We start from the raw sequence: 21,966 nt of genomic DNA, 5'->3' as shown, positions 1-21,966 counted from the left end.
CCCTGCGATCAGAAACTCACGGCCTGAAGGATCGACAAGGTCACGAAGCCCACGGGGCTGGCCACGGGATTGGGTCCGGCCGGGAAGGCCGTCACCTGGAACATGTAGGAGTCGGCCTGGGAGGGGTTGCGGTGGGGCCGCAACGCCACGGTGAGGGTGGAGCCGGGCGGGACGGGTTGAGGAAAATCGATGTGGAACAGGCGCCTGTCGTTATCGAATCGCACCACCACGGGCACCTGGGCGCCCTCGCGCCGGGGCAGACCAAGGAAGGCACGGCTGGCCCCCGTATCGAAGCGGAAGGTGCGATCGATCCCACGGGTCTGCTGCAGCCGCATGGCCCCCAGGGAGGCGGCAGCCTTGTCGGGCAGCTCGATGGTGATGTAGTACTCACCTCCGCTCTGGTTCACGTACCAGTAGTAGTTGCGCAGGGTCACCTTCCAGGGGGGCGACACGAAGTAGGTCTGGCCGCGCAGCTCCAAGGCCTGGGCCAGCGGGGCCGGCAGCAGCAACGGTGCGCTCCCCAGCCCGAGGGGAATCGCCAGGGCCAGGGCACCGGGCAAGAGCGCATGCAGGGCCCCAGCTCCGCCGCGGCCCCTGCGAACGCCGTCGGTCTGGACGGCTGGGGGCGCAGGCCTTTCGCTGGGTCGCTGACCGTCTTGCTGATCCATCGCCCCGGCGGCAGCGGGTTCAACCCTAGGGACCCCTTCCGAACGCCCCGGCTAAAATCATTTTTCCGTGATCCGGCCAGCTGTGACCCGCACCGATTCCGCCCGGGGGTGCTCCCCGGAGCTCGATGCCATCGATCTGATGCTGCGGGATCTCAAAACCCGCCATGACGACATCCGTCACCGGGCCGCCTTCCGCGGCTGCACCCATGAGCTGCTGGTGCTGCAGGAGGAACTGGTGGAGTATCTGCTCAGCAAGAAAATCGCCCTGCAGGCCGCCGGCTGAGGGCCATCGGGAAAAGGGATTGTTCCGCTCAACCGGGCCCCGCTCAGCCCTCGTCCTCGTCATCGAGCAGACCGGACTGAAAACGCGCGATCAGCTTGGGCAACAAGGTGACGACCACCAGGATCACAAGCGCGCCGAGGCCAAACTCCACCACCCCGGTCACCATGCGCTCGATCGGGATCCAGCGCCCCCCCAGCCAGGCCAGGCTGACCATGGTGGAAGCCCAGAGCAGGGCACCTGCGAAGTTGCACAGCACGAAGCGCCGGTAGGGCATGCCCACCGCTCCGGCCATCGGACCGGCCACCACCCGCAGCACGGCCACAAATCGGCCCAGGAACACCGACTTTCCCGCGTGGCGCAGGAAGCTCAGGCGCCGCTGCTCCATCTGCTCCGGGCTCTGGCGCAGAAAGGTTCCCACCTTCAGGATCAAGCCCCAGCCGGCGCGGCGGCCGACCCAGTAGCCGAGGTTGTCGCCGAGCACGGCCCCGGCGGTGGCCGATCCCATCACCCCCAACACATTCAGCTGACCACTGCCGGCCGCATAGCCCCCGAGCAGGGTGACCGTTTCGCCGGGCAGCGGCACTCCAGCGTTCTCGAGAAGCATGGCGCTGAACACAACCACGTAGCCCCAGCGGCTCAGCAACTCCTGGAGCTGATCAGTGCTCACGTCCATGGGCACCATGATGGGACTTCAGCTGTCCATGGACTGGAAGGGCCTGAGGTCCTGGTCAAGGCGGTGCCGGGTGGGGATGGGGTCAGCCTGTTGGTGGCCATCGAGGGCGGCGGTGATCTCCAGCACCCGGCGCAGTCGCCTGGCCGCGTGCAGGCCCATGTCCCGGGGCACGCTGAGGCGCGTGCGCAGGTGGCGCAGCCCGGCGGCGGAGCCCTCCGGGGGCACGCAGGGCTCCGCCGGCGCGAGCAGGTTGCTGAGTGCGCAGCGCAGGGCCTGATCGAAACCGGCGCCACCCCAGGGGTTCACCGCCACGATCGCGCGACGGTGCTTGATCACCCGGGCCAGGGCCTCAAGGGCCGCCTCGGCTGGCTCCGCCTGGCTGGTCTCGTTGGGAGCAAACCCCAGGGCCACCTGCTGCCAGGCGGCCCGCTGGCTGGCGTCGTTGCTTGGATGGCAACCGCCCATCTGGGGGGGCAGGTCGTGGACATGGGTGAGGAAATCGCTCTGGGTGCCCAGATAGGTGGGGCGCTGTTCCATGGCGGTGAACCAGAGGTTGATGGCGGGGTGGTCCTCGCGCAGGTCGTAGCCCTTGTAGGCATAGAGGCTGGCGCTGGCGCGTTCCAGGAACGGGGTAAAGATCACATCAGCCGCCGAAAACTGAGGCCGAAAGAAGGGGCCTGGGGTGGCCTGCAGCGCCTCGCTCACCGCCCGGGCCATCCGCTCGAACTGCTCCGTCGCCAACGTCTCGTCAGCCCCGCTGGCGTGGGGGGTACAGAGCCAATGGCACCAGGCACGAAAAAAACGCCGCTCCAGCCGCCGCACCTCCTTGACCCCAGCTGATTCCAGCGCCTCAGCGAGGGGGCCAAAGCTGGTTTCAAGCGCCTGCAGGATGGCGTCGCTTTCGGTGAGCAAGCGACCATCGAGCTCCAGGGCGGGGAGCAGGCCCGAAGGCACCCGTTCGCTGTACCAGCGCTCCTTTTCGCCGTAGCAACGCATCGACACCTTCCGCACCCGGTAGGGGATGCGCTTCTCCTCCAGCCACAGCCAGACCTTCTGGCAATAGGGGCACCAGGCGTGGTTATCGCGGTAGAGGGTGACGCGCACCTCGGCCTCGGTGGCGCCAAACAGGCGGAGGAGGGCCTGGGAGGAGGTGGGCCCGTGGACCCGTTCGGGCTCCGCTGGCGCCAGGGCCGCCAACTGCTCCCAGCTCAGGGGCGCTCGGGCGTCCGGCGCTCCGGCCTGGGGAACCTGGCTTTCAAGGGTGTGGGTTTCTGGAGCAGCCATGGGGGCCTCCGCAAGCTGGGCACCGTTCTAGTCAGCGCCGCCCTGGGGCCGCTTCAAGGGATCCATCAACGCCCAGAGCCAACCGCAGCGGAGATCACCACCCCGGAGAGGGGGACGTTGGTGGTCATCACAAAGCCTCCAAAGCCTTCCTCAGAAAGGGTGGCTCAAGAATGCAAAAGGCTCGCTGGTGCCCATCCTTGCCAACACCAATCAACTCTTGCCATTGAGAACGTTTTGCAAGATGTTCCGAAGCTTCCCCCGCGGAAGGTCAAAAGGGGCACCACCCCTGGGCAAGGGAGGTGCCGTCCCAGGCCTGCGCTCGCCTCCCTCTCCCCATGGAACTCCGTTGAGCGGTGAAATGACCCAGTAACGCGGTCTCTCTCCGTACCAGCTGCCCCTTGTTCGCCCCGGGCACAGGTGAGCGTGCAAATCGGAATCAATCCGCCGAATGCGACCGAACCGACACAGCCATGCTCCTCTTAAAAGCCCTGGCCTGAAAGGCCTTGCCTCACTCAGCCATGCCTGCCCTGAGACTCTCCCGGGACTCCCCAACGCGATTCAATCAACTCTTAAAACATTCTTAAGCAGCGAAAATAAACTTTTGTGAGGCTCGAAGCATCACGAACGCTGCGTATTGACTCCGTTGGCTCAACTATCACCAAGGTCGACCACCTTGATCTGATAATCAAAAGATCGAAGCAGGTGCCTATGTCTTCAGATACGTTCGGCGATTATCTCCACACCATCGGCCGCATCCCCCTCCTCACCCCGGCCGAAGAACTGCATCTTGGAGCCATCGTGCAGCGCTGGCAGCAGGCCAGTGACGACTGCCGCGATCTGGAACGTCGTGGACGCCGGGCCATGGCCCGGATGGTGACCGCCAACCTGCGGCTGGTGGTGGCCGTGGTCAAGCGCCACCAACGCCGCATGGCCCACCTGCACCAGGAGCCGATGGATCTGGTGCAGGCCGGCAACATCGGCCTGTTGCGGGCGGTTGAAAAGTTCGACCCCTGCCGCGGCTACAAGTTCTCCACCTACGCCTACTGGTGGATCCGCCAGGCGGTGAGCCGCTACCTGCAGGAACAGGGAACCACCATCCGACTCCCGGTCAACGTGATTGACCTCGCCAGCCGGGCCGAATCGATGCTGGCGGGCTCCGACCGCACAATCAGCTCCAGCGAACTGGCGAAGCGCCTCGGGGAAACCGAAGCCCGGCTGCAGTTCGCGCTCCACGCCAGCCGCCGCAGCCGCACCGTCTCGCTGGACCAACAGACCGGCGGAGACGGCGAGATGACCCTGCTGGATCTCGTGCCCGATCCCCGCCAGCTGGAGCCCCATGACGACTACCGCTGGATGCTCGATCACCTGCGCCAGCTGGAGGAGCGCGAGGTCACGGTGCTCGAACTCCGCTACGGCCACGAACAGCCTCAGTCGTTCGCCAAGGTGGCCCAGCTGACCGGCTACACCAAAGATCAGGTGCAGCGCATTGAACGCCACGCCCTGGGCAAGCTGCGCCTACAGCTGACGCCCGTCCTGCATCCGGCCTGAGCGGTGGCCCGCCCGCCCTGGCCCGAGACGGGCATCGACCATGCCCTGCGCCTGCGCAGCCTCTGGATCAGCTGGTTCCTGGCCCTGCTGTTCCACACCGATCTGGGCCTGATGCCCCTGTTCCACGGCCAGTCCGTGGAGATCGAATCCCACGTGGCCAGCGCCAACCTGCCGACGCTGTTCGCGGCGATGCTGGCCTACATGCTGATGCCCCTGGCGGCGCTGGTGCTGATCGCCTACGGCGCCAGCAGCCCCCCGGGCCAGAAGGGGTGGCGGCGCTGGCGCGCCCTGCACTTCGGCCTGAGCCTGCTCTACAGCCTCACCAACCTCGGCCATCTGGTGGCGGATGTTCTGATCCCCGATGCCCGCGCCGATCAGATCGTGCTCATGGGCGTCATGGTGGTGATCGGCCTGCTGATCAACCGGGAGGCCTGGCTCTGGTGGCGGCCGTGAACGCCGTCATCGGGCCTGGATGCACGGCGTCCAGAGAGGATCAAAGCTGCGCAGATGCGGCGAACAGGGCCAGCAGAGAAGCCATCGTCGGATGGCTCTGGGTCAATTGGTCGAGATCGCCAAGTACCACGCCGGAGGCCTCGACGCGGTTCCAGACGCTCGTCCCCATCAGGGCGTAGCGGCCCCCGTCCCGCACCCGTCCGGCATGGAAGGTGCCGCCCGGTATCAGCAGCTGGGGTCGTTGGCCTGCGGCCAGATCCGCACCAACGACGGACAGCTCGCCCCGCCCATCCGAATGGAGCAGGAGGACCTCGAGCGGGTCCCCGAGATAATGGTGATACATCTGATCCGAAGGGATCCGGTGCAGATGTCCAGGGGTCTCCGGGGTGATCAAGAAGGTGAAGACGGCGCCTCGGGACGCAGGGGGAGCTGGCGGACCCTGGCCGTAGGTTTCGGCCATGAAGCCACAGGTCAAGCTGGGATGTAGCCCCAGGGCGTCTCGGATCCATTCAGCGCTGGGAGCCTCGCTCACGTCCACTCGACCGACCTGGAGGCGGATCGTACGAGCAGCCCCGGTGTCAGCAAGGCCAGCACCAGCAGACTGCCGCCCGCCACCGCCAGGCTCAGAGCCACCTGCCAGGGGCCCGGCGGCGCCAGAGCCAGCGACTGACGCAGGGGACTCCAGACCTGAAGCAGGCCCCAGAGCAGCAGGCTGGAGGCAGCCACCAGGATCGTGGTGAGCGCCGGCGGGCCGCCCTGGATGCGAACCCGGTTGATCCAGACCAGGCCACCGCTGGCGAGTAGCAGCACCGACAGAACGAGGGCGCGCCGCCCCTCAAGCCCGCCCGGTCCCGCCAGCGCCAGGACCAGCACCACGACCAGCAGCACCCCGCCCTGAACAAGGGCCAGACGCCAGGCCGCCGGCCCGAACAGGGGAGCCCTCAGCGAACGGGGAGGCTGGCGCATCTGCGCAGGATCCCCTGGCTGGGCCTCGAAGGCCCCGGTGCAGGCCGGCTCGATCACCAGATGCAGCAGGGCGATGTGCACCGGCAGGAGCAGCAGGGGCTGGCCCGGCACCAGCAACGGAATCAGCCCCAGGGCGGCGATGGGCAGGTGCACCGCCAGGGTGTAGGCCAAGGCACGGCCCAGGTTGGCGTAGACCCGCCGTCCCATGGCCAGGGCCTCCACCAGGTCGGCGAAGGCATCGTTGAGCAGCACCAGATCGGAGGCCTCCCGGGCCACGGCGGTGCCGCGCCGGCCCATGGCCACACCGATGTCGGCGGCCCGCAGGGCGGGGCCGTCATTGACCCCGTCGCCGCCCATGGCCACCACCTCGCCGGCGGCCTGCAGCGCCTGCACCAGGGCCAGCTTCTGCTCGGGCCGCACCCTGGCAAAAACGTTCACCTGCTTTGCCGCCGCCGCCCGTTCAGAGGGGGCGAGGCGATCGAGCTGGTCACCCGTGAGCACCACGCCGGCCCCCAGGCCCGCCTGCTCAGCGATCACCCGGGCCGTGGTGGGCCCGTCACCGGTGATCATCACCACCCGCACCCCGGCGGCCTGCGCCCGGGCCACCGAGGCGGGCACATCAGCGCGCAGGGGATCGGCCAGGCCGATCAGCCCCAGCGGCTCAAACAGGTAGTCATGGAGAAGCTCCGGGGGCAAGTTCCCCTCCTTGAGACCATCGGGATGCAGGTGTTGCGGGAGCCCCTGCAAGCCGCGGGCCACCGCCAGCACCCGCAGTCCCCCGGCGGCGAGCCGATCCGCCTCAGCAAGGAAGGCTGTGGCCACAGGCCCTGCCAGATGGCACAGCTCACTTACCGCCTCCGGCGCCCCCTTGGCGGCCAGCTGCCAGCCGCTGGCGGGATCACGCCAGAGGCGCGAGAAGACCAGCAGATCGGGGCTGAGGGGGTACTCCCGCTCCAGGGGCCAGTCCCCGTGAAGGTGCTCAGTGCCCTGCAACTGGCGCTGGGCCAGACGGGCGATCGCCTGCTCCATGGCATCCACCGGCTGCGGCCGGCTGGCAAGCACCGCCAGCTCCAGCAACGGATGAAAGGGCTCGCCGAGCTGGTCCTGGGCCGCTGACGCCCCAGGCTGCTGACCTGGCAGAGCTTCTGCCTGCTCGGGCCAGGCAGCCCGCTCGGGCCAGGTGATCAGTTCCTTCACGGCCATGCGGTTCTCGGTGAGGGTGCCGGTCTTGTCGACCGCCAGCACCGTGGCGCTGCCGAGGCTCTCCACCGCCGCCGGCCAGCGGGCCAGCACCCCGAGGCGGGCCAGACGCAGGGCCCCCAGGGCCAGGAACAGCGCCAGCACCACGGGAATTTCATTGGGGAGCACCGCCAAGGCCAGGGCCAGGCCCGCCAGCAACGCCTGGGGCCAGTCACCGCTGCTGGCCCCGTTCACCGCCGTCAGCAGGGCGCAGAGGGCCAGGGCCATCACCGTGAGCCGCTGGGTGAGGCGCTGGGTCTGGCGCTGCAGCCGGGTGGGGGGTGCCTTCAGGGTGGCCAGGCTGGCGCCCAGGCGCCCCAGGGCCGTGGCGCCAGCCACCGCCTCCACCCGAACCACCCCGCGCCCACCGGCCACCAGGGTGCCGGCGCGCACCGGCGCACCGATCTCCAGCCGCGGCACCGGCAACGACTCCCCGGTCAGCAGGGATTCATCAAGACTCAGGCCCAGGCTCTCCACCACCGCCCCATCGGCCGCCACCCGGTCCCCCTCGTCCAGGAGCAGCCAATCGCCCACCTGCACCTGCTCCACGGGAATCCGCAGCTCGTCTCCGTTGCGACGCACCCGCGCCTGGGGGGCCGAGAGGGCCGCCAGGGCGGCCAGGGCCCGGCGGCTGCGCTGCTGCTGAACCCCATCGAGCAGGGAGATGAAGGCCACGAACGCCAGCAGGACCAGCCCATCGGTGGGCTCACCGATCAGGCCGTAGAGGACGGCGCAGGCCAGCAGCAACAGATTGGTGGGCTCCAGCACGCTCTGCCACCTCATCAGGGATGGCTCAGCTTGGCGCCGGGAATGGCTCACGATGCCAGGGGTAGCGTTGAAGGCCCTGTCCCCTGCGGTCTCCCCGTACCTGCATGCCGCAGTCGCTGTTCGAGAGGGTGAAGCGCAAGATGGTGGGGGATCCGCTGCCGACCAGCGCCCACGCCGAGGAGCGCCTCACCAACGCCGAGGCCCTGGCGATCCTGAGCTCCGATGCCCTCTCCTCGGTGGCCTATGCCACCCAGGAAATCGTGCTGGTGCTGGGCATGGCTGGCGCGGTGGGACTGGGCCTCACGCTGCCGGTGACCGGCCTGATCGTGCTGCTGATGCTGGTGGTGGCGATCAGCTACCGCCAGACCATCAAGGCCTATCCCCACGGCGGTGGTTCCTACCGGGTGTCCCACGAAAACCTGGGGGTGATGCCCGGTCTGGTCGCCGGCGCCTCACTGTCGATCGACTACGTGCTCACGGTGGCGGTGAGCGTGGCGGCGGGCATCTCCGCCCTCACCTCCTACCTGCCCGTGCTGGAACCTGAACGGGTGCCCCTGTGCCTGCTGGGGGTGGTGCTGCTGATGGTGGCCAACCTGCGGGGCCTGCGCTCCAGCGCCCAGCTGCTCAGTCTGCCCACCTACCTGTTCATCACCGCGATCTTCGTGCTGATCGTGGGGGGACTGGTGAAGCTGTCCCTCGGGGAGCTGACTCCCCTGCCGGTGGCGGACCAGGCCAAGCAGCTGATAGAGGCCCACGGCCAGGAGGTGACCGCCCTGGGCAGCGTGCTGGTGATGCGGGCCTTCAGCTCCGGCTGCGCCGCCCTCACGGGGATCGAGGCGATCAGCGACAGCGTGATGGCGTTCAAACCGGTGGAATGGCGCAACGCCCGCCGGGTGCTCACGGTGATGGTGGTGCTGCTGGCCACGATGTTCACAGGGATCAGCGTGCTCGCCCAGCAGCTGGGGGTGGTCTACCGGGAGAACGGCCCGACGCTGCTCTACCAGATCGGCCAGGCGGTGTTCGGCAACGGCCCCCTGCTGTTGGTGCTGCAGCTGTCCACCCTGCTGATCCTGCTGCTGGCAGCCAACACGGCCTACGCCGATTTCCCGCGCCTTTCGGCCTTCCTGGCCCAGGACGGCTACATGCCCCGTCAGCTGGCCTCCCTGGGGGACCGGCTGGTGTTCAGCAATGGCATCTTGATGCTCAGCGCCCTGGCGGGGTTGCTGGTGGTGATCTTCGGCGGCAGCGTCAGCCGGTTGATCCCCCTCTATGCCGTGGGGGTGTTCACCAGCTTCACCCTCTCCCAGGCCGGCATGGTGGTGCACTGGTGGAGGGAGAAAGGCCAGGGCTGGCTGGGCAAGGCTCTCATCAACGGGTTCGGCAGCCTGGTCACCGCAGTGGTGTCGGCGGTGTTGCTGTTCAGCAAATTCACCCAAGGCGCCTGGCTGGTGGTGCTGGCCGTGCCCCTTGTGGTGGGGGTATTCCTGACCATCAAGGCCCACTACCGCCAAGTGGCCAAGCGTCTGCGGCTGGCGGCCGATGTGCAGCTCAACCTCCCCGAGCCGCCAGCGGCCGGCGGGGCTCCGGTGGTGGTGCTGGTGGGCCAGCTTCACCGCGGCAGTTTCGAAGCGATCCGCTACGCCCGCAGCATTGCCGGTGAATTGGTGGCCGTGCACGTGGACCTGGGGCTGGGCAAAGCGGACGCCTTCCGCGAGCAATGGAAGCGCCAGTTGCCCCAGGTGCCGCTCGTGGTGCTGGAGTCGCCTTTCCGGTCGCTCCAGGCTCCGGTACTGGATTTCGTGCACCAGTTCGAAACCGACCACCGCAAGGACCGCGACAAGTTCTGCACGGTGGTGCTGCCCGTGTTCGTCACCCGCCACCGCTGGGAGAACCTCCTGCACAACCAATCGACGATCGCCCTGCGCAGCGCCCTGCGCCGCCAAGGCACCCGGGTGGTGACCACGGTGGGGTTCTACCTCTGAAGCGTTCGCAGGCCAGGGGCTGCCTCTCCGCCCAGCTGCGTTCAGCGCCCATCAGACAAGGAGCGGTGCCCCGCATTACTCCAGACCATGGCATTGGCCCGTCTGGACCTGGGGCACGGTTCACCAGGGGCCTCTGATGGGCTGGGATGCGCGAGCCACGGAGGGGGCGGGATCGGACTCGGGCTGAACGGCCCGGGGATTCGGGTGCACCATCGAAGCGGCGGCGGGCGGCGAGCTTGGCGCCCAGTTGGCCTGAGCCCCGAACAGGTCCTGGTTGTCACTGCCGCTGCCGGCCAGGGAGGCGTTGAGGCTGGGGAGCATCAGGTTGGTGTCGCCGATGCCGCCGCCGCTGTTGGAGGGGGTCCACCGACTGTTGCGCTGAAGGCCCAGAGGGCGCTGGCGAGCACGTCATTCCTGTTGACGATGCCCGAGCTGTCGGCGCGGCCCAAGCCATCCACTGGGATGCGCTTGACGCTGCTGCGGCTGGGGCCGTCGGTGAGCTCGGGGCGGATGGCACCGACGTCTTAGCCGCTGCCGGCCTCACCGGAGGAGCCCTCTCCCTGGTCGACAGGGCCCTCCCATGGGAACGTGCGGGCCTCCCAACTCAGGTCCCGAGGCCAGCTGGCGCCAGGTCCGACGGTGGCGTAGCGGCCCGTGACGATCGCCCGGGGGACTGGGGTCGTGTCCAACGCCTGGGCGCTGGCGGGGTCGCCAGGGGTTTGGCCCATTCCATGGAGATGAGCGCCCGGTGCCTGGCTCGCACGTCAACGCCAACGGTGTCGCGGTCACATCAACGGGCCGGTGCAGGCCGGTCGGCCCGGACCGGCTCAGACCAGACGGGATCCGCTGGCCTGCCGCCGCTGGCCGGGGTCGAAAACCGCCGCGATGGTGCGGATCAGCCAGCGGCCCTGGGTGGTGACCTCCACCAGGCCCCGGTCGGCCTGACGCTCCAGCCGGACCAGTCCGTCGGCTTCGAAAGCCTGGAGGTCACTCCATTCGAGGGCGAACCGCTTCAGATCCATCGCCACCTGGAAATGGCACATCACCTCCTTGATCAGGGCGCGGCGCTCCAGCACCGCCGAATCGTTCACCACCAGGCCGCGCTCCACCGGCAGCCGGCCTTGCTCGAGGTCCCGGTAGTAGGCCTTGAGGTCCCGCTGGTTCTGGCTGAACAGCTGGGGGAACTGGCTGATCGCCGTCGGGCCGACGCCCAGCAGATCAAGCTCGCCACCGGTGGTGTAGCCCTGGAAGTTGCGGTGCAGCCGCCGCTCCCGGGCCGCCACCGCCAGGCTGTCAGTGGCGAGGGCGTAGTGGTCCATGCCGATGGCGTCATAGCCATTGGCCGTGAGACCCCGGTTGGCGTCATCGAGCATCGCCAGGCGTTCCCACTGGCTGGGCAGATCCTCGGCGGCGATCTTGCGCTGGAGGGGCAACTGCTGGGGCAGGTAGGCGAAGGAGAAGAGTGAGAGGCGATCGGGGCGCAACTCCTCCACCAACTCCAACGTGGAGCGAAAGCGCCCGGACGTCTGGAGCGGCAGACCGCAGATCAGATCCACGTTCACGCTCTCGAACCCTGCCTGCCGCAGCCACTGCATCGAGCGCCGCAACTGCTCCACTGCCACCACCCGGTTCACCGCCCGCTGCACCTCGGGATCGGCGTCCTGGATGCCGAAGCTGAGGCGGTTGAAGCCCAGCGCGCGCAGATGCAGGGCGGAGGCTTCGCTGAGGAACTCCGGGTTGACTTCGATCGAGGCCTCCAGATCGTCATCCAGATCGAAGTGCTGGGCGATCAGACCCCAGAGGATCGTCTGCTCGTCAGCGTTGAGGTAGTTGGGGGTGCCACCGCCCCAATGGAGCTGGGCCAGTCGCCGGCACTGGGGCATGGCCGCGGCGATCAGCTCCAGCTCCCTGGCCAGGGCCGCCAGGTAGGGGCCCACCACCTTCGATCCCAGCTGGGTGGTGATCCGGTTGCAGCCGCAGTACCAGCAGGCATGGCGGCAGAAGGGCACATGCACGTAGAGCGAAAGCGGTGCGCTGCTGGGCTGTGCCAGCTGGGCACCGAGATCAGCGGCGCCCACGGTGGTGGTAAACGCCGCCGCCGTGGGGTAGCTGGTGTAACGGGGCACGGGCCGGTCGTATTTGAGCAGAAGCTCAAGGGGTGTGGTCGGCGGTGGCAGGGATGGGACCGCCCGGGAACAGGCGGGCGGGCGGGTGGCTGGCGTGGCGTCGAGGGTGGTGGACATGGGGGACTGGACGGATCTGGCGGAGGCGGAGGGGTGGAACCGGGCGATGCGGGGCTGCTCAGCCGGTGGGCGCCAGGGACAGCTCGGCGAGCTCCGCCAGCAGGGCCTGGGTGGCGAGGAAGGCGGCCTCGGCCTCGTCCAGCAGTTCGGCCTCTTCGGCCCCACTGAGCTCCAACTGCTCGAAGGCGTCGTGAAAGGCCACTTTGAGCGCGGCCACGGGCTGCTCGAAGTGCCAGAACTGCAGGGGGTTCAGGCCGTGGGCCGCCAGGATGGCGTTGGCCTGCTCCGCCAACTGCTGCCCACCGGCGAGATCTCCGCCGTAGCGCACGTACACATGGGCCAGAAAGCGGTGGGGGGCCCCCTGGGCCAGGGTGGCAAGCTGCTCCAGCCAGCCGCGGGCCGCCGCCGACGCGGGGGTGGCGGGTAGCGCAGCCAGCGCCTTCTGATCAGCCTCCAGGGCGGCGCCTCGGCGCAGGGCCTTCCAAGGCAGATCGGTGGCGCCCAAGGCAGAGGCCAGATCGGGGCCCCGCTCCTCAATCAGCGCATAGGCGGGGGCCAGGGTGCGGATCAGGGCCGCCAGCTGCAGCGGCTCCACTTGGCCGTCCAGCAGGGCCCTCGAGAAAGCCATGCTCTCCACCTGGCGATGGGCGGCGCCGATGCGGGCGTGGAGCTTGCGCACCCGGGGGCCGAACCCCTTGCGGAGCACAGCATCGGCGCCGTGGGCATGACTGGAGATCGCTTCGGGGATGGTGGCTGTCATGGTGAACCGTGCCCATGGTGGAGCAGGGCCACGGAGGGCCCTGCTTGATCAATGATATAACGCTATCGTTGTGATGCTGTTGCGGCGTTGCCGCTTCGTTGCAACTTCGTCATCCGCCCATCTCCCATGGTTGCCCTCCCGTTCTCGCCCTCCACGGACAGCCTCCTGGAGCTCCCGTTGCTGCTCGCACCCCAGGGCCAGCTGAGCGGCGATGGCCAGCTGCTGGAACTGTTCAAGGAACGCCGCGACCGCCCCAGGCACGGGGACCTCTGGTACCTCACCCCCAGCGCCATCGCCGAGCTTGGCCTCGGCAGCGCAGACGGGCAACTGGAGGGCGTCGCCTCGAGCGATGCCGGGGTGATCACCTGGCTGCACATGCGTTTTGGTGGAACCCAACGCACGGTGATCGCCCTTCCCGAGCGGCTGAAGCGTTGGGCCTCCCAGCTGCCGCCAGCCGCTCCGCACATCCCCCTGGAGCTCAGGACCAGCGCCTGATCAAGGGGGATCAACCCAGGTCAGATCGAGCAGCGCCCTGGCACCAAGACCCCGGAGATCAGGCCGCTTCAACCGACAATTCCAGGGGCGGCTGGGCGTCGGACCGGGCTCGGTACAACCGGGCCGAGCCCAGGGCTAGGGCTGTGTCGGGCTGGGCCACCCGTTGACGCTGCTGAGCGCGGTTCCTTCCCATGCGCTCGATGGCCTCCAGAAGGGGGCACCGATGTCCGCCGTGGCGGCCAGCGGATCTTTGTCCGGGGTGAGCAGATCCCTGCGCAGGGGGCGAGGATCCCGATCACGATCGGCAGCGCCTGAGGACGGCACGCGGAGGTGGATCCTGCAAACGAGGCGAAGCGGGACCGTCGCCGGACCTCGCCCTCGTCGAGGTGCACGGCCCCATCGGTCCTCAGGGCGGCGCTGATCGACGCGCCAGGGGCTCGGCCAGGGGCAGGTGGTGGCCGTCAGCCACCACGGCGAAGCCTCCGACGACCTGGCCCGGGATCTCCCCCAAGCCCAGCCGACCGGCCCGCTGGTGGACGCATTGGACCAGCGCGCGCAGGGGCTCAAACAACGCTCAGGCGATTGCCCCCATCTGGCTTGAGGCCCCGATGGGGGTCGCAGCCCAGGACGTGGCTGGAGCGGTCGAGCCCCATGGCTGCCAACCGCTCCAGCCGGGGACCGTCGGCCCGGATGGCGCTGGCCAGCGCCTGAAGCGACGGCAGGTCAGGACCGCGGCCACGATCATCGGAGCGTTGATACGGGCGAAAGCGAGCCACTTGGGAGCGTTGCCGACATCAACACGGCCGCAAGCAGAAGAAACGCCCAAGTTGCTGGTGCGATCGACCTGCGGTCGCCAGAGAAAAAGCACCTGGACAACGCGGTCCTCCATCGCCTCAGGGGGCAGAGGAGCGGCCGACTGCCAGGCACTCCAGGGGCGGCTGGTTCAGCCGCAGGGGCGCGGTGGCGATGGGATGGTTCATCGCCGAGCGGGCCTCATGCCAACGGCCGGATTCGGCCATGCCCAGGCAATCGTCGAACCAGGGACCGCCGAGGGTGTAGTGGAGCACCTTCGGCTCGCGCGGCACGGGCTGAACCCCGACGAGCACGTTCCACTCGGGCGGCAGCTCGCCGATGGCTTCATCGGCCAGCCAGCGAAACTGGTGGAGCTCCAGCCCCGTTGCGGTATTGACGTAGTCAGGAGTGAGGGCGGTGCAGCGGGAGCAGTTGAACAACATCACCGACGACCAATTCTTGCGCGCGTAGGGGGTCTGGGGCATGCCCTGAAACTTGGTGCCCTCCTCGCAGTCATGCCGATGCTTCACCACCTGAACCGCGAAACGTTCGTCTCGCAGGGCCCACAGTTCAGCCATATCACCGAGGCAGAGCATGTCCGCATCCATGAACAGCGCCCAACCCCAGAAACCACTCAGCCAGGGCACCAGGAAGCGACTGAACGAGAAAGCCGTACTTTGCTTCGCATCGTGAGAGCGGTGATACACCCCAAGGAGTTGCTCGTGGCGCACCTGGCTGATCAACACCGGCACCGATGACGTCACCTGAATCGAGTCGGCAAGGACGTTCACCGCCACCCGTTCTCGAGGGTCATAGCCAATGAAAACGCGGGGGATCTCGGCTCTCTGGGGAGCCCCATGGGATTCCGTCATGACGAGCGATGCCGAAGACGCGGCGGCTGAAGAACAGGGGCCAGACGGACATGGCGCACCAGGCCTCGCCGGCGCAGGGCAACGATGGGCCACCAGGGGGGATCAAGCTCCCACCAACGGAATCCCATGCGGACGCTGCTGGAAAAGGCGTGGTGGTTGTTATGCCAACCCTCGCCAAAGGTGACCAGGGCCACCAACCAGGTGTTGCGCGAGTGGTCACCGCTCGGGTAGCCGATGCAGCCCCAGCGGTGGGTGGCCGAATTCACCCTCCAGGTGAAGGGGTAGGCGATCACCAGTCGCAGGGGAAAGCCCCAGAGCACCAGGGCAAGACCACCGGCGCCCGTGACTGACCCCAGCCACCACAGAAAGACGACTAAGGGAATCTGAAGCAGCAGGAAATGGCGATCAAGCCAGAGGTCGTCGCGGTTGCGTGGTGATCGGGGATGAGCCGCGCCACATGGGTCTTGGCCGGGACCTCCTTGAGCATCCAGCCGAAATGGCTCCAGCAGAGGCCCAGATGATTGTTGTGGTGGTCGACCGGATCGTCGGAGTGGAGCTGGTGGTGGCGGTGCAGGCCCGCCCCTGCCATCGGACCGTGCTGGCAACGCAAGGTGCCGCAGGCGACGATCAGTGCCTCCAACCACGGCGTGACCCGAAAGGAACGGTGGGCCAGCATGCGGTGGTGACCGAGGGTCACCCCGATGCAGGCGGTGAGCCAATCGAGCACCAGCCACACAACCAGTGCCAGCGGGCTCCAGAAACGGGGCAACAGCGCCACCAGGGTCAGCAGATGAAGCACCACCATGAAACCCACCGTGGCCCAGCTGGTGCGCAGACCCGCAGGCACCAGCGGTTGAATCCTCATGGGCGCAAAGCCGGCACTCATGCGGCCTCCGCGATCACCATCGGCTGGGCAAACTGCCGGGCAAGCAGACCAGCAAAGCGCACCCTGCGGCCCAGCTGCTGCAGGGGCTTCAGCAGGCTTGGCGGCTGCTGCCTGGCCGCCTTGATCTCAAGAAATGACGCCACGATCTGGTCACGGAGGCGGAAGTAGTCGGTTGAATCGAGGTTGAACACCCAGGGGAAGGCCCGGCGGGCTGTGCGGTTGGTCTGCCGCATCACCTCGGCGTCGAAGCGGCTGGCCTCCATGCCCAGCAGTTCATAGAAATCGTGCCGCTCGGCCACGGTGAGGCTGTGGGTGAGAAACACCGACCACAGAAAGAAGCGGCTGAGCAACTTGCCCCTGAAGCCCTGGCGCAGGTTGGGCCAGCAGCGGATCAGCAGGTTGAAGATGTCGCCATGGCGGTTTTCGTCCTGGCACCAGGGCTCGAAGAAATCAAACAGGGGGGCGATGTGGTGATCGGGGTGGGCCCTGAGGTGGCGATCGATCAGGATGTAGCGCCAATAGCCGATCTTCTCGGAGAGGAAGACGGAATACAGCACCCAGTTGAGCGGGAACCAGGTGATCGGCCGGCGGGTGCTGAGGCTGGGCAGATCCAGCTGGATGCCCTCGGCCACCAGAGCGCGGTTGAGGAAGCCGGCGTGGCGGGCCTCGTCGCGGGCCATCAGCTGGAACAGGCGGCCCAGCTCCGTGCGGCCCACCTGAAAGAGCCGCCTGGAGAGCTCCTTGAACAGCAGAAAGCCTGAAAACTCCGACACACAGGAGCGCACCAGGTAGCTCTCGTAGGCCTCCTTCTCCTCGGGAGAAAGATCGCGCAGGCGATCAAGGGGCACCCGACGATCGAAGTGGTCGCGGTTGTAGTCGGCCTCCATCTCGGCGAGCATCGCCTCGAAGGCCGACCGCTGGGACTCCACGTCGGTGCGGGCCGCCTTCTCGATTTCGGTGGTGTAAAAACGCGGGGTGAGCAGGTCTTCGCGCAAGTGGGGAGCGGAGGTGGCCATGGCACAGGGAAATGGGGTGGTTGAAGCAGGGGCTGGCTGGCGGTTCGCTGGCGCGTCAACCGCTGGTGCCCTGGGCGCGGGCGTAGGCGATAGCATCGGCCCCCAGGCGGTGGTGGTCGAACCACACCTGGATCTCCAACAGCCACTGCAGCCGCGCCAGGCGCCTGTGACCGCCCTCGCGAAAGCCCGTGATCGCCCTCTCGGCCGCCTGGCGGTGACTGACGCGGTGACCGCCGCAAAGGACCCGGGCCTCGGCCAGCCAACGCTCCTCAAGCCTCAGGTGCAGCCTCAGCTGCCGCAGCAGCCGCGCGCCGTCCCTCCATTCCCTCTGGGCCTCGTCGGGTTCGAGCTCAACGCGGCCGTCGCCATGCCGCTCGATCATTCCCGCGAGCTGGGCTTCGAGGCGATCATGCTGGCGCTCCAGGAGGGGGCGGCGCTCGGACCAGTGCCGGGGCCAGCAGAAGGACTGCAGCGGACGATCCAGCACCCGGGGCGTCAACAGCGCAGTGGCCATCGATCAACGACATAACGACATCATGATAATACAGGCCGAAGCCGCCTGGGCAGACCCCAGTCCCATGCCACCAACGTGATAAAGCAGATCCGCAACAGCCCCAGGTCAATGCGGGCACGCTCGGCTTAGATTCACGATGCAGAGGACGTCTTGCCGGTCGGGCGGCGCCCACGCCCTTCCCCCCCGCTTCGACCTGCCCCATGGAGGCCCTCGCCGACTACTTCAAGGTGTTCTCCGAACCGAACCGATTGGCGGTGCTGGACACCCTGCGCGGCGGCGCCCTCAATGTCACGGCCGTGGTGGAGCGCACCGGCCTCAGCCAGGCGCTGGTCTCCAAACACCTGAAGCTTCTCACCATCGCAGGGGTGGTGCGCCGCCGCCCCGAGGGCAGCCTGGTGTTCTACGAGGTGATCGACAAAGGTGTGTACAAACTGATGCAGCAGGGCGAAAAACTGCTACTGGCCTCCCGCCGCCAAAAGATCAATGCCCTGGCGGCCTCGATCTAGATGAAACCCTCCACCGTCGATACGCTGCGCGAGGCCCTGGCGGCCGGGCAACGGTCCTTCCCCGGCCTGAGGCTGAGCGACGTCGATGGCGGCGAGCTGGATCTCTCCCACTGCGACCTCAGTGGTGGCTGTTTCCAGGAATCCCGCTTCGGCCACGCCAATCTCAGCGGCGCGAACGTCAGCGGCGCCCGCTTCCAACAGGCCCTGATCTGGGGCGCCGACCTCTCGAATCTGCGGGCGGCGGATTCCCAGTGGCACGAGGCCGACCTTTCCGGCTCGCGCCTGCAGGGGGCTGACTTCGAGCGGGCCCTGCTGCACCGTTGCTGCCTGCGGGGGGTGGTGGCCGCCGGGAGCCGTTGGCGTGACAGCCGCCTGATGGAAGCCGACTTCCGCTCCGGCCTCGATCAGCTCACCGACCTGGGGGGGGCGGATTTCCGGGGCGCCGATCTCAGTTTCGCCAGCCTGAGCGGAGCCCAACTGCGGGGGGCCAACTTCCAGGGGGCCTGCCTCTATGGCACGAACCTGCGAGAAGCTGACCTGCGCGAAGCCGACCTCAGGGGTTGCGATCTGCGCGACAGCCCGTTAGGGGGTGCCCAGCTGGACGGGGCCCAGCTGGCGGAGGCCCTGCTGAGCTGAATCGACGGGCCTGGGGACCCCCCGCGGCGAGCAGCGCCTCGATGCGGCGGGCCAGCTCGAGATCCTGGTCCGTAATCGCTCCTTGACGCCCGGTGGCTGGATCAGGCCGGGCGTCGTGGGTGACCAGATCGATCACCACCCGGTCGTAGGCGTTGCTCCATTCGGGATGGTGCCCCAGCCCCTCGGCGATCAGGGCCACCTGGGCCATGAAGCCGAACGCCTCGACGAACGAACCGAAGCGCAGCTCCCGGTGCAGTTTCCCCTTGAGCAGCCGCCACTGGGGCAGCCCGGGAAACGAAGCGAGCTTGGCGCCGCTGCAGGGCCCCATGGCCCCCCCTGAACGGCCTGATTCCACAGGGGCGCAGTGGGCTGGGTTGGTCGAAGGGAGCACCAGTGCAACAGCGCCAAGAAGCGCAAGGGTCCGCCCCACGGGACCGGCCCTGCCTCCAGGCGGAAGGCAGCGGCTCAACCGAGCAGCTCCCGGCGCAACTTGCGGATGCGCACCATCAATTCAGCCCGGTTGCGTTGACGCAGAGCCTGGCGCGCCACGAATCCCAGCACGCTGACCACCCCCACCAGCTCCAGCAGGCCGCCCAACAGAGGGATCTCATCGATGGCCGAAAGGGTGGCCCCGGTGATCCGCAGCACCAGCACCGCCACCACCGCCAACGCCAGCACCTGCAGCACCGGCAGGAGATCCCGCAGGGACGCCAGCTGGAGCGCGCTGATCTGACGCAGCAGTTCCCGCACCACCGGGTAGGGCAGCCGCACCGATGGGGCTGGGGCCGGCCCCGCCGATGGGAGCGCGGAGGGAAGCTCCGGAGGCACCGCGACGGGCACCAGGGGACCCTCCTCCGCCACGGGAATCGAGAGGATCAAGCGCTTCGGAGCCGGCGCATCGCCAGGCTCCCCGCCGTCGGGGGAAGGATCGGAAAAGGGCAGCACCACAGGCTTCAGACCGGCGCCAGGCCCTTCTCGTTGAAGACCCCTTCGAACAACACCGAGCTGAGATAGCGCTCGCCGGAGTCAGGCAGCACCACAACGATCGTCTGGCCGGCATGGGCGGGTTCGTGGGCCAGGCGCACGGCCGCCACCGTGGCCGCCCCGCAGGAGATGCCGGCCAGGATGCCCTCCTCGCGGGCGAGGCGCCGGGCCATGGCCACGGCTTCCTCATCGCTCACCTGCTCGACCCGATCCACCAGATCGAGATCGAGGTTGGCGGGCACGAACCCCGCACCGATGCCCTGAATCTTGTGGGGTCCGGGCTTGACCGTCTCGCCCGCCTTGGTCTGGCTGATCACCGGGCTGTTGATCGGCTCGACGGCCACCGACACGAGGGGCTTGCCCAGGGTGTGCTTGATGTAGCGGCTGACGCCGGTGATGGTGCCGCCGGTGCCCACCCCCGATACGAACACGTCGACATCTCCATCGGTCTGCTCCCAGATCTCCGGGCCGGTGGTGTCGTGGTGCACCTGGGGGTTGGCGGGATTGGCGAACTGCTGCAGCAGCACGTAGCGCTCGGGATCGGAGGCGGCGATCGCCTGGGCCCGGCCGACGGCACCACTCATGCCGAGGCGGCCTTCGGTGAGCTCCAGGTGGGCGCCATAGGCCGTGAGCAGCTTGCGCCGCTCCAGGCTCATCGTCTCCGGCATCGTCAGGGTGAGCCTGATGCCACGGGAGGCGGCGACGAAGGCCAGGGCGATGCCGGTGTTGCCACTGGTGGGCTCGATCAGCTCCTTGCCAGGCCCCAGCAGACCATCTTTTTCGGCCTGGGCGATCATCGCGGCACCGATCCGGCACTTGACCGAGTAGGCGGGGTTACGGCCCTCGATCTTCGCCAGCACCCGCGCCGTGGTGTCACCAACCACCCGATTCAGCTGCACCAGGGGGGTGTGGCCAATGCTCAGGCTGTTGTCGGCGAAAATGGCGCCCATCCAAGGGTGGTCGTAGGTGAGCGCACCCTAAGGGAGTCCTCCGGTCCGGGCCAAGGCCGGCTGTCAAGTCCCGCAGACACCGCACAGGGAGCTGGCTGCGCCGTAAATTCCCCCGATTCGGTACCATGACGGAGTCGCAAGCGATGGGCCTCTCCGCACTGCAGAACGGCGGACCGGCGGTGCTGCCGCTGCTGCTGCTCTCAATCGTGGTGGTGGCGATCGGCGTCGATCGGGCCCGCTACTGGCGCGGCCAGGGGCTCGGTCCCGCCAGGGTCGAGCGGCAACTGGCGGAGGCGCTCCAGGGCAGCGCGGGCCAGGGGCACGGGCAGCTGCGCCAGGAGCTTTTGCTGCGCCAACTGGAACGCCAGGGAACCAGTGGCGAGGCGGTGCTGGAGGCCGCCGCCGTGGTCGGCCCCCTGCTGGGCCTCATCGGCACCGTCGCCGGGCTGATCCGGGCCCTGACGGAGCTGGGCCCCCAGCTGGTGCTGCCCAGCGGCGGCGCCAGCTTGACCAGCTACTCCCAGGTGCTGGTGAGCACCTTGCTCGGGCTGGTGGTGGCTCTCATCGCCACGGTGGTGCTGCGCACCAACCGGGGGCTGCTGGAACGCCAACGCCAGCAGCTGGAGACGGCGGGCCTCCGCCTCGCCCTGGAGCGTCAGCCATGACCACGCCTCTGTTCGCCCTCACCGCTCTCACGGTGGTCCTGTTGACGGCGGTGGCCACCGTGCCGGAGCTGCTGCGCCTGAAGGACCCCCGTGTGACCCTCGCGCCGCCCCAGGAGAGCCGTGCCCCCTGGGTGGTGGTGCGCGCTGGGGGCGGCAGCTGGTTCCTTAACGGCTCCCCCATCGGTGCCGTCGCCCTGGCGGCCCAGTTGAAGAGCGCGCCGCCGGAGGGCAGCGTCCGCCTGCTGGTCTCCTCGGCCTTGGCCACAGGCGAGGTGAGTCGCTCCCTGGCCTGGCTGCGCCAGCAGAGCCGTCAGCCGGTGCTCCTGGAACTCGCCCAGGGTCCGCGATGACCCGCTGCAGCGCCGCCAGCCTCGATGGCCTTGCCTATGGGGCCCTCTCCACGGCCCTCGCCCTGCTGGCGGTGGCCCTGCTGGTGGTGCCCCAGCGGCTGGCCCAACGGCCCGCCCACCAGGGCGTGGTGGCCCTGCACCTGGCCGCCGATGGCGGCCTGCGCCTGTGGAACCGTCCGATCACCCCGGAGCAGTTGCCCCAGGTGCTGCGGGAGTCCGGTCAACTCAATCCCCAGGCCCGGATTCGCCTGATCCCCGACCCGGCCGCCCCCTGGGGGGTGGTGCAGACCGTTCTTCCCCTGCTCGAACTCGGTGTCCTTCCTTTCGAAGTTCAACTTCCCGCACCTCCGGCCCAGCCTTGAGCGCCTGGCGCCACGGCTCCTCCCTGGACAGCGTTCTCGCTGGCGGCCCGTGTCAACTCGGCTCCCAGCCG

General features: G+C 68.2%; 28 protein-coding genes. 10 read left to right on the top strand and 18 right to left on the bottom strand.

The window, feature by feature from the left end:
- Positions 1–8 precede the first annotated feature (8 nt).
- Positions 9–668, bottom strand: coding sequence for a DUF2808 domain-containing protein (locus KBY88_RS01945; RefSeq protein ID WP_254938198.1), 660 nt, complete (start codon positions 666–668; stop codon positions 9–11).
- An 82-nt stretch (positions 669–750) separates the two neighbouring features.
- Between KBY88_RS01945 and KBY88_RS01940 the strand changes: the two genes are divergently transcribed.
- The gene (locus KBY88_RS01940; RefSeq protein ID WP_254938197.1) at positions 751–951 is read left to right on the top strand and encodes a hypothetical protein; all 201 of its coding nucleotides are present in this window, start codon (positions 751–753) and stop codon (positions 949–951) included.
- A 43-nt stretch (positions 952–994) separates the two neighbouring features.
- Here KBY88_RS01940 and KBY88_RS01935 read toward each other — a convergent pair whose 3' ends face one another.
- Both KBY88_RS01935 and KBY88_RS01930 read right to left on the bottom strand, forming a co-directional pair.
- Complete coding sequence (locus KBY88_RS01935; RefSeq protein ID WP_254938196.1) at positions 995–1,633, bottom strand: DedA family protein; 639 nt, start codon at positions 1,631–1,633, stop codon at positions 995–997.
- A gap of 9 nt (positions 1,634–1,642) precedes the next feature.
- A complete protein-coding gene (locus KBY88_RS01930) occupies positions 1,643–2,908 on the bottom strand; it encodes a glutathione S-transferase family protein (protein WP_254938195.1) in 1,266 nt (421 codons plus the stop codon).
- Positions 2,909–3,616: 708 nt separating this feature from the next.
- On the opposite strand from KBY88_RS01930, the gene KBY88_RS01925 reads away from it, so the two are divergent.
- Positions 3,617–4,456: a sigma-70 family RNA polymerase sigma factor gene (locus tag KBY88_RS01925; protein ID WP_254938194.1), complete on the top strand. Its 840-nt coding sequence runs from the start codon at positions 3,617–3,619 to the stop codon at positions 4,454–4,456.
- Positions 4,457–4,459: 3 nt separating this feature from the next.
- Complete coding sequence (locus KBY88_RS01920) at positions 4,460–4,909, top strand: ferric reductase-like transmembrane domain-containing protein (RefSeq protein WP_254938193.1); 450 nt, start codon at positions 4,460–4,462, stop codon at positions 4,907–4,909.
- Between the two features lie 40 nt (positions 4,910–4,949).
- Here the strand turns inward: KBY88_RS01920 and KBY88_RS01915 are convergent, their stop codons facing one another.
- Positions 4,950–5,441, bottom strand: coding sequence for a cupin domain-containing protein (locus KBY88_RS01915; RefSeq protein WP_254938192.1), 492 nt, complete (start codon positions 5,439–5,441; stop codon positions 4,950–4,952).
- Positions 5,438–7,897 (bottom strand): cation-translocating P-type ATPase, encoded by a 2,460-nt coding sequence (locus tag KBY88_RS01910; protein ID WP_254938191.1) that lies wholly within the window; start codon positions 7,895–7,897, stop codon positions 5,438–5,440. The genes KBY88_RS01915 and KBY88_RS01910 overlap by 4 nt, the downstream gene beginning before the upstream one ends.
- Positions 7,898–7,986: 89 nt before the next feature.
- On the opposite strand from KBY88_RS01910, the gene KBY88_RS01905 reads away from it, so the two are divergent.
- Entirely contained in the window at positions 7,987–9,864 is a 1,878-nt protein-coding gene (locus tag KBY88_RS01905; RefSeq protein ID WP_254938190.1) for an APC family permease, read from the top strand.
- A 120-nt stretch (positions 9,865–9,984) separates the two neighbouring features.
- On the opposite strand, the gene KBY88_RS01900 is transcribed toward KBY88_RS01905, so the two are convergent.
- The 4 genes from KBY88_RS01900 to KBY88_RS01885 all read right to left on the bottom strand — a co-directional run bounded on the left by KBY88_RS01900 (position 9,985) and on the right by KBY88_RS01885 (position 12,867).
- A complete protein-coding gene (locus tag KBY88_RS01900; RefSeq protein WP_254938189.1) occupies positions 9,985–10,185 on the bottom strand; it encodes a hypothetical protein in 201 nt (66 codons plus the stop codon).
- Positions 10,186–10,388: 203 nt separating this feature from the next.
- A complete protein-coding gene (locus KBY88_RS01895) occupies positions 10,389–10,592 on the bottom strand; it encodes a hypothetical protein (protein WP_254938188.1) in 204 nt (67 codons plus the stop codon).
- Between the two features lie 99 nt (positions 10,593–10,691).
- Entirely contained in the window at positions 10,692–12,107 is a 1,416-nt protein-coding gene (hemN, locus tag KBY88_RS01890; RefSeq protein ID WP_254938187.1) for an oxygen-independent coproporphyrinogen III oxidase, read from the bottom strand.
- 58 nt (positions 12,108–12,165) lie between these two features.
- On the bottom strand, positions 12,166–12,867 hold the full coding sequence (locus KBY88_RS01885; protein ID WP_254938186.1) for a biliverdin-producing heme oxygenase: 702 nt from the start codon (positions 12,865–12,867) through the stop codon (positions 12,166–12,168).
- Positions 12,868–12,993: 126 nt separating this feature from the next.
- On the opposite strand from KBY88_RS01885, the gene KBY88_RS01880 reads away from it, so the two are divergent.
- Entirely contained in the window at positions 12,994–13,362 is a 369-nt protein-coding gene (locus tag KBY88_RS01880) for a hypothetical protein (RefSeq protein ID WP_254938185.1), read from the top strand.
- A 406-nt stretch (positions 13,363–13,768) separates the two neighbouring features.
- On the opposite strand, the gene KBY88_RS01875 is transcribed toward KBY88_RS01880, so the two are convergent.
- The 6 genes from KBY88_RS01875 to KBY88_RS01850 form a co-directional block, all read right to left on the bottom strand.
- Positions 13,769–13,933: a hypothetical protein gene (locus KBY88_RS01875; RefSeq protein WP_254938184.1), complete on the bottom strand. Its 165-nt coding sequence runs from the start codon at positions 13,931–13,933 to the stop codon at positions 13,769–13,771.
- A gap of 322 nt (positions 13,934–14,255) precedes the next feature.
- Positions 14,256–15,026: a hypothetical protein gene (locus KBY88_RS01870; RefSeq protein WP_254938183.1), complete on the bottom strand. Its 771-nt coding sequence runs from the start codon at positions 15,024–15,026 to the stop codon at positions 14,256–14,258.
- Entirely contained in the window at positions 15,023–15,346 is a 324-nt protein-coding gene (locus tag KBY88_RS01865) for a fatty acid desaturase (RefSeq protein ID WP_396102324.1), read from the bottom strand. The genes KBY88_RS01870 and KBY88_RS01865 overlap by 4 nt, the downstream gene beginning before the upstream one ends.
- Positions 15,347–15,399: 53 nt before the next feature.
- Positions 15,400–15,891: a hypothetical protein gene (locus KBY88_RS01860; RefSeq protein WP_254938520.1), complete on the bottom strand. Its 492-nt coding sequence runs from the start codon at positions 15,889–15,891 to the stop codon at positions 15,400–15,402.
- A 17-nt stretch (positions 15,892–15,908) separates the two neighbouring features.
- Entirely contained in the window at positions 15,909–16,928 is a 1,020-nt protein-coding gene (gene acsF / locus KBY88_RS01855) for a magnesium-protoporphyrin IX monomethyl ester (oxidative) cyclase (protein ID WP_254938182.1), read from the bottom strand.
- Between the two features lie 55 nt (positions 16,929–16,983).
- Entirely contained in the window at positions 16,984–17,442 is a 459-nt protein-coding gene (locus tag KBY88_RS01850) for a hypothetical protein (protein WP_254938181.1), read from the bottom strand.
- Between the two features lie 200 nt (positions 17,443–17,642).
- Between KBY88_RS01850 and KBY88_RS01845 the strand changes: the two genes are divergently transcribed.
- Positions 17,643–17,948 carry an ArsR/SmtB family transcription factor gene (locus KBY88_RS01845; protein ID WP_254938180.1) on the top strand — a complete coding sequence of 102 codons (306 nt, stop codon included), beginning with the start codon at positions 17,643–17,645 and terminating at the stop codon, positions 17,946–17,948.
- Positions 17,949–18,584: a pentapeptide repeat-containing protein gene (locus KBY88_RS01840; protein ID WP_254938179.1), complete on the top strand. Its 636-nt coding sequence runs from the start codon at positions 17,949–17,951 to the stop codon at positions 18,582–18,584.
- Here KBY88_RS01840 and KBY88_RS01835 read toward each other — a convergent pair.
- From KBY88_RS01835 to cysK, 3 genes are all read right to left on the bottom strand, one after another.
- A complete protein-coding gene (locus tag KBY88_RS01835) occupies positions 18,502–18,912 on the bottom strand; it encodes a 4a-hydroxytetrahydrobiopterin dehydratase (protein ID WP_396102321.1) in 411 nt (136 codons plus the stop codon). The genes KBY88_RS01840 and KBY88_RS01835 overlap by 83 nt on opposite strands.
- A 137-nt stretch (positions 18,913–19,049) precedes the next feature.
- Positions 19,050–19,529: a CAAD domain-containing protein gene (locus KBY88_RS01830; protein WP_254938178.1), complete on the bottom strand. Its 480-nt coding sequence runs from the start codon at positions 19,527–19,529 to the stop codon at positions 19,050–19,052.
- A gap of 8 nt (positions 19,530–19,537) precedes the next feature.
- Positions 19,538–20,518, bottom strand: a complete 981-nt coding sequence (gene cysK / locus KBY88_RS01825) for a cysteine synthase A (protein WP_254938177.1) — start codon at positions 20,516–20,518, stop codon at positions 19,538–19,540.
- A gap of 125 nt (positions 20,519–20,643) precedes the next feature.
- On the opposite strand from cysK, the gene KBY88_RS01820 reads away from it, so the two are divergent.
- From KBY88_RS01820 to KBY88_RS01810, 3 genes are read left to right on the top strand one after another with little or no spacing between them, the layout of a single operon-like run.
- A complete protein-coding gene (locus KBY88_RS01820; RefSeq protein WP_254938176.1) occupies positions 20,644–21,183 on the top strand; it encodes a MotA/TolQ/ExbB proton channel family protein in 540 nt (179 codons plus the stop codon).
- Complete coding sequence (locus KBY88_RS01815; protein WP_254938175.1) at positions 21,180–21,533, top strand: hypothetical protein; 354 nt, start codon at positions 21,180–21,182, stop codon at positions 21,531–21,533. Before KBY88_RS01820 ends, KBY88_RS01815 begins: the two co-directional genes overlap by 4 nt.
- A complete protein-coding gene (locus KBY88_RS01810) occupies positions 21,530–21,895 on the top strand; it encodes an ExbD/TolR family protein (RefSeq protein WP_254938174.1) in 366 nt (121 codons plus the stop codon). The genes KBY88_RS01815 and KBY88_RS01810 overlap by 4 nt, the downstream gene beginning before the upstream one ends.
- Positions 21,896–21,966: the final 71 nt, after the last annotated feature.

It is taken from the genome of Cyanobium sp. Morenito 9A2 (genome assembly GCF_024345575.1).
Classification (GTDB): domain Bacteria; phylum Cyanobacteriota; class Cyanobacteriia; order PCC-6307; family Cyanobiaceae; genus ATX-6F1.
Note: the sequence above shows the minus strand (reverse complement) of the source record. Positions and strands in the feature narration are given on the sequence as shown.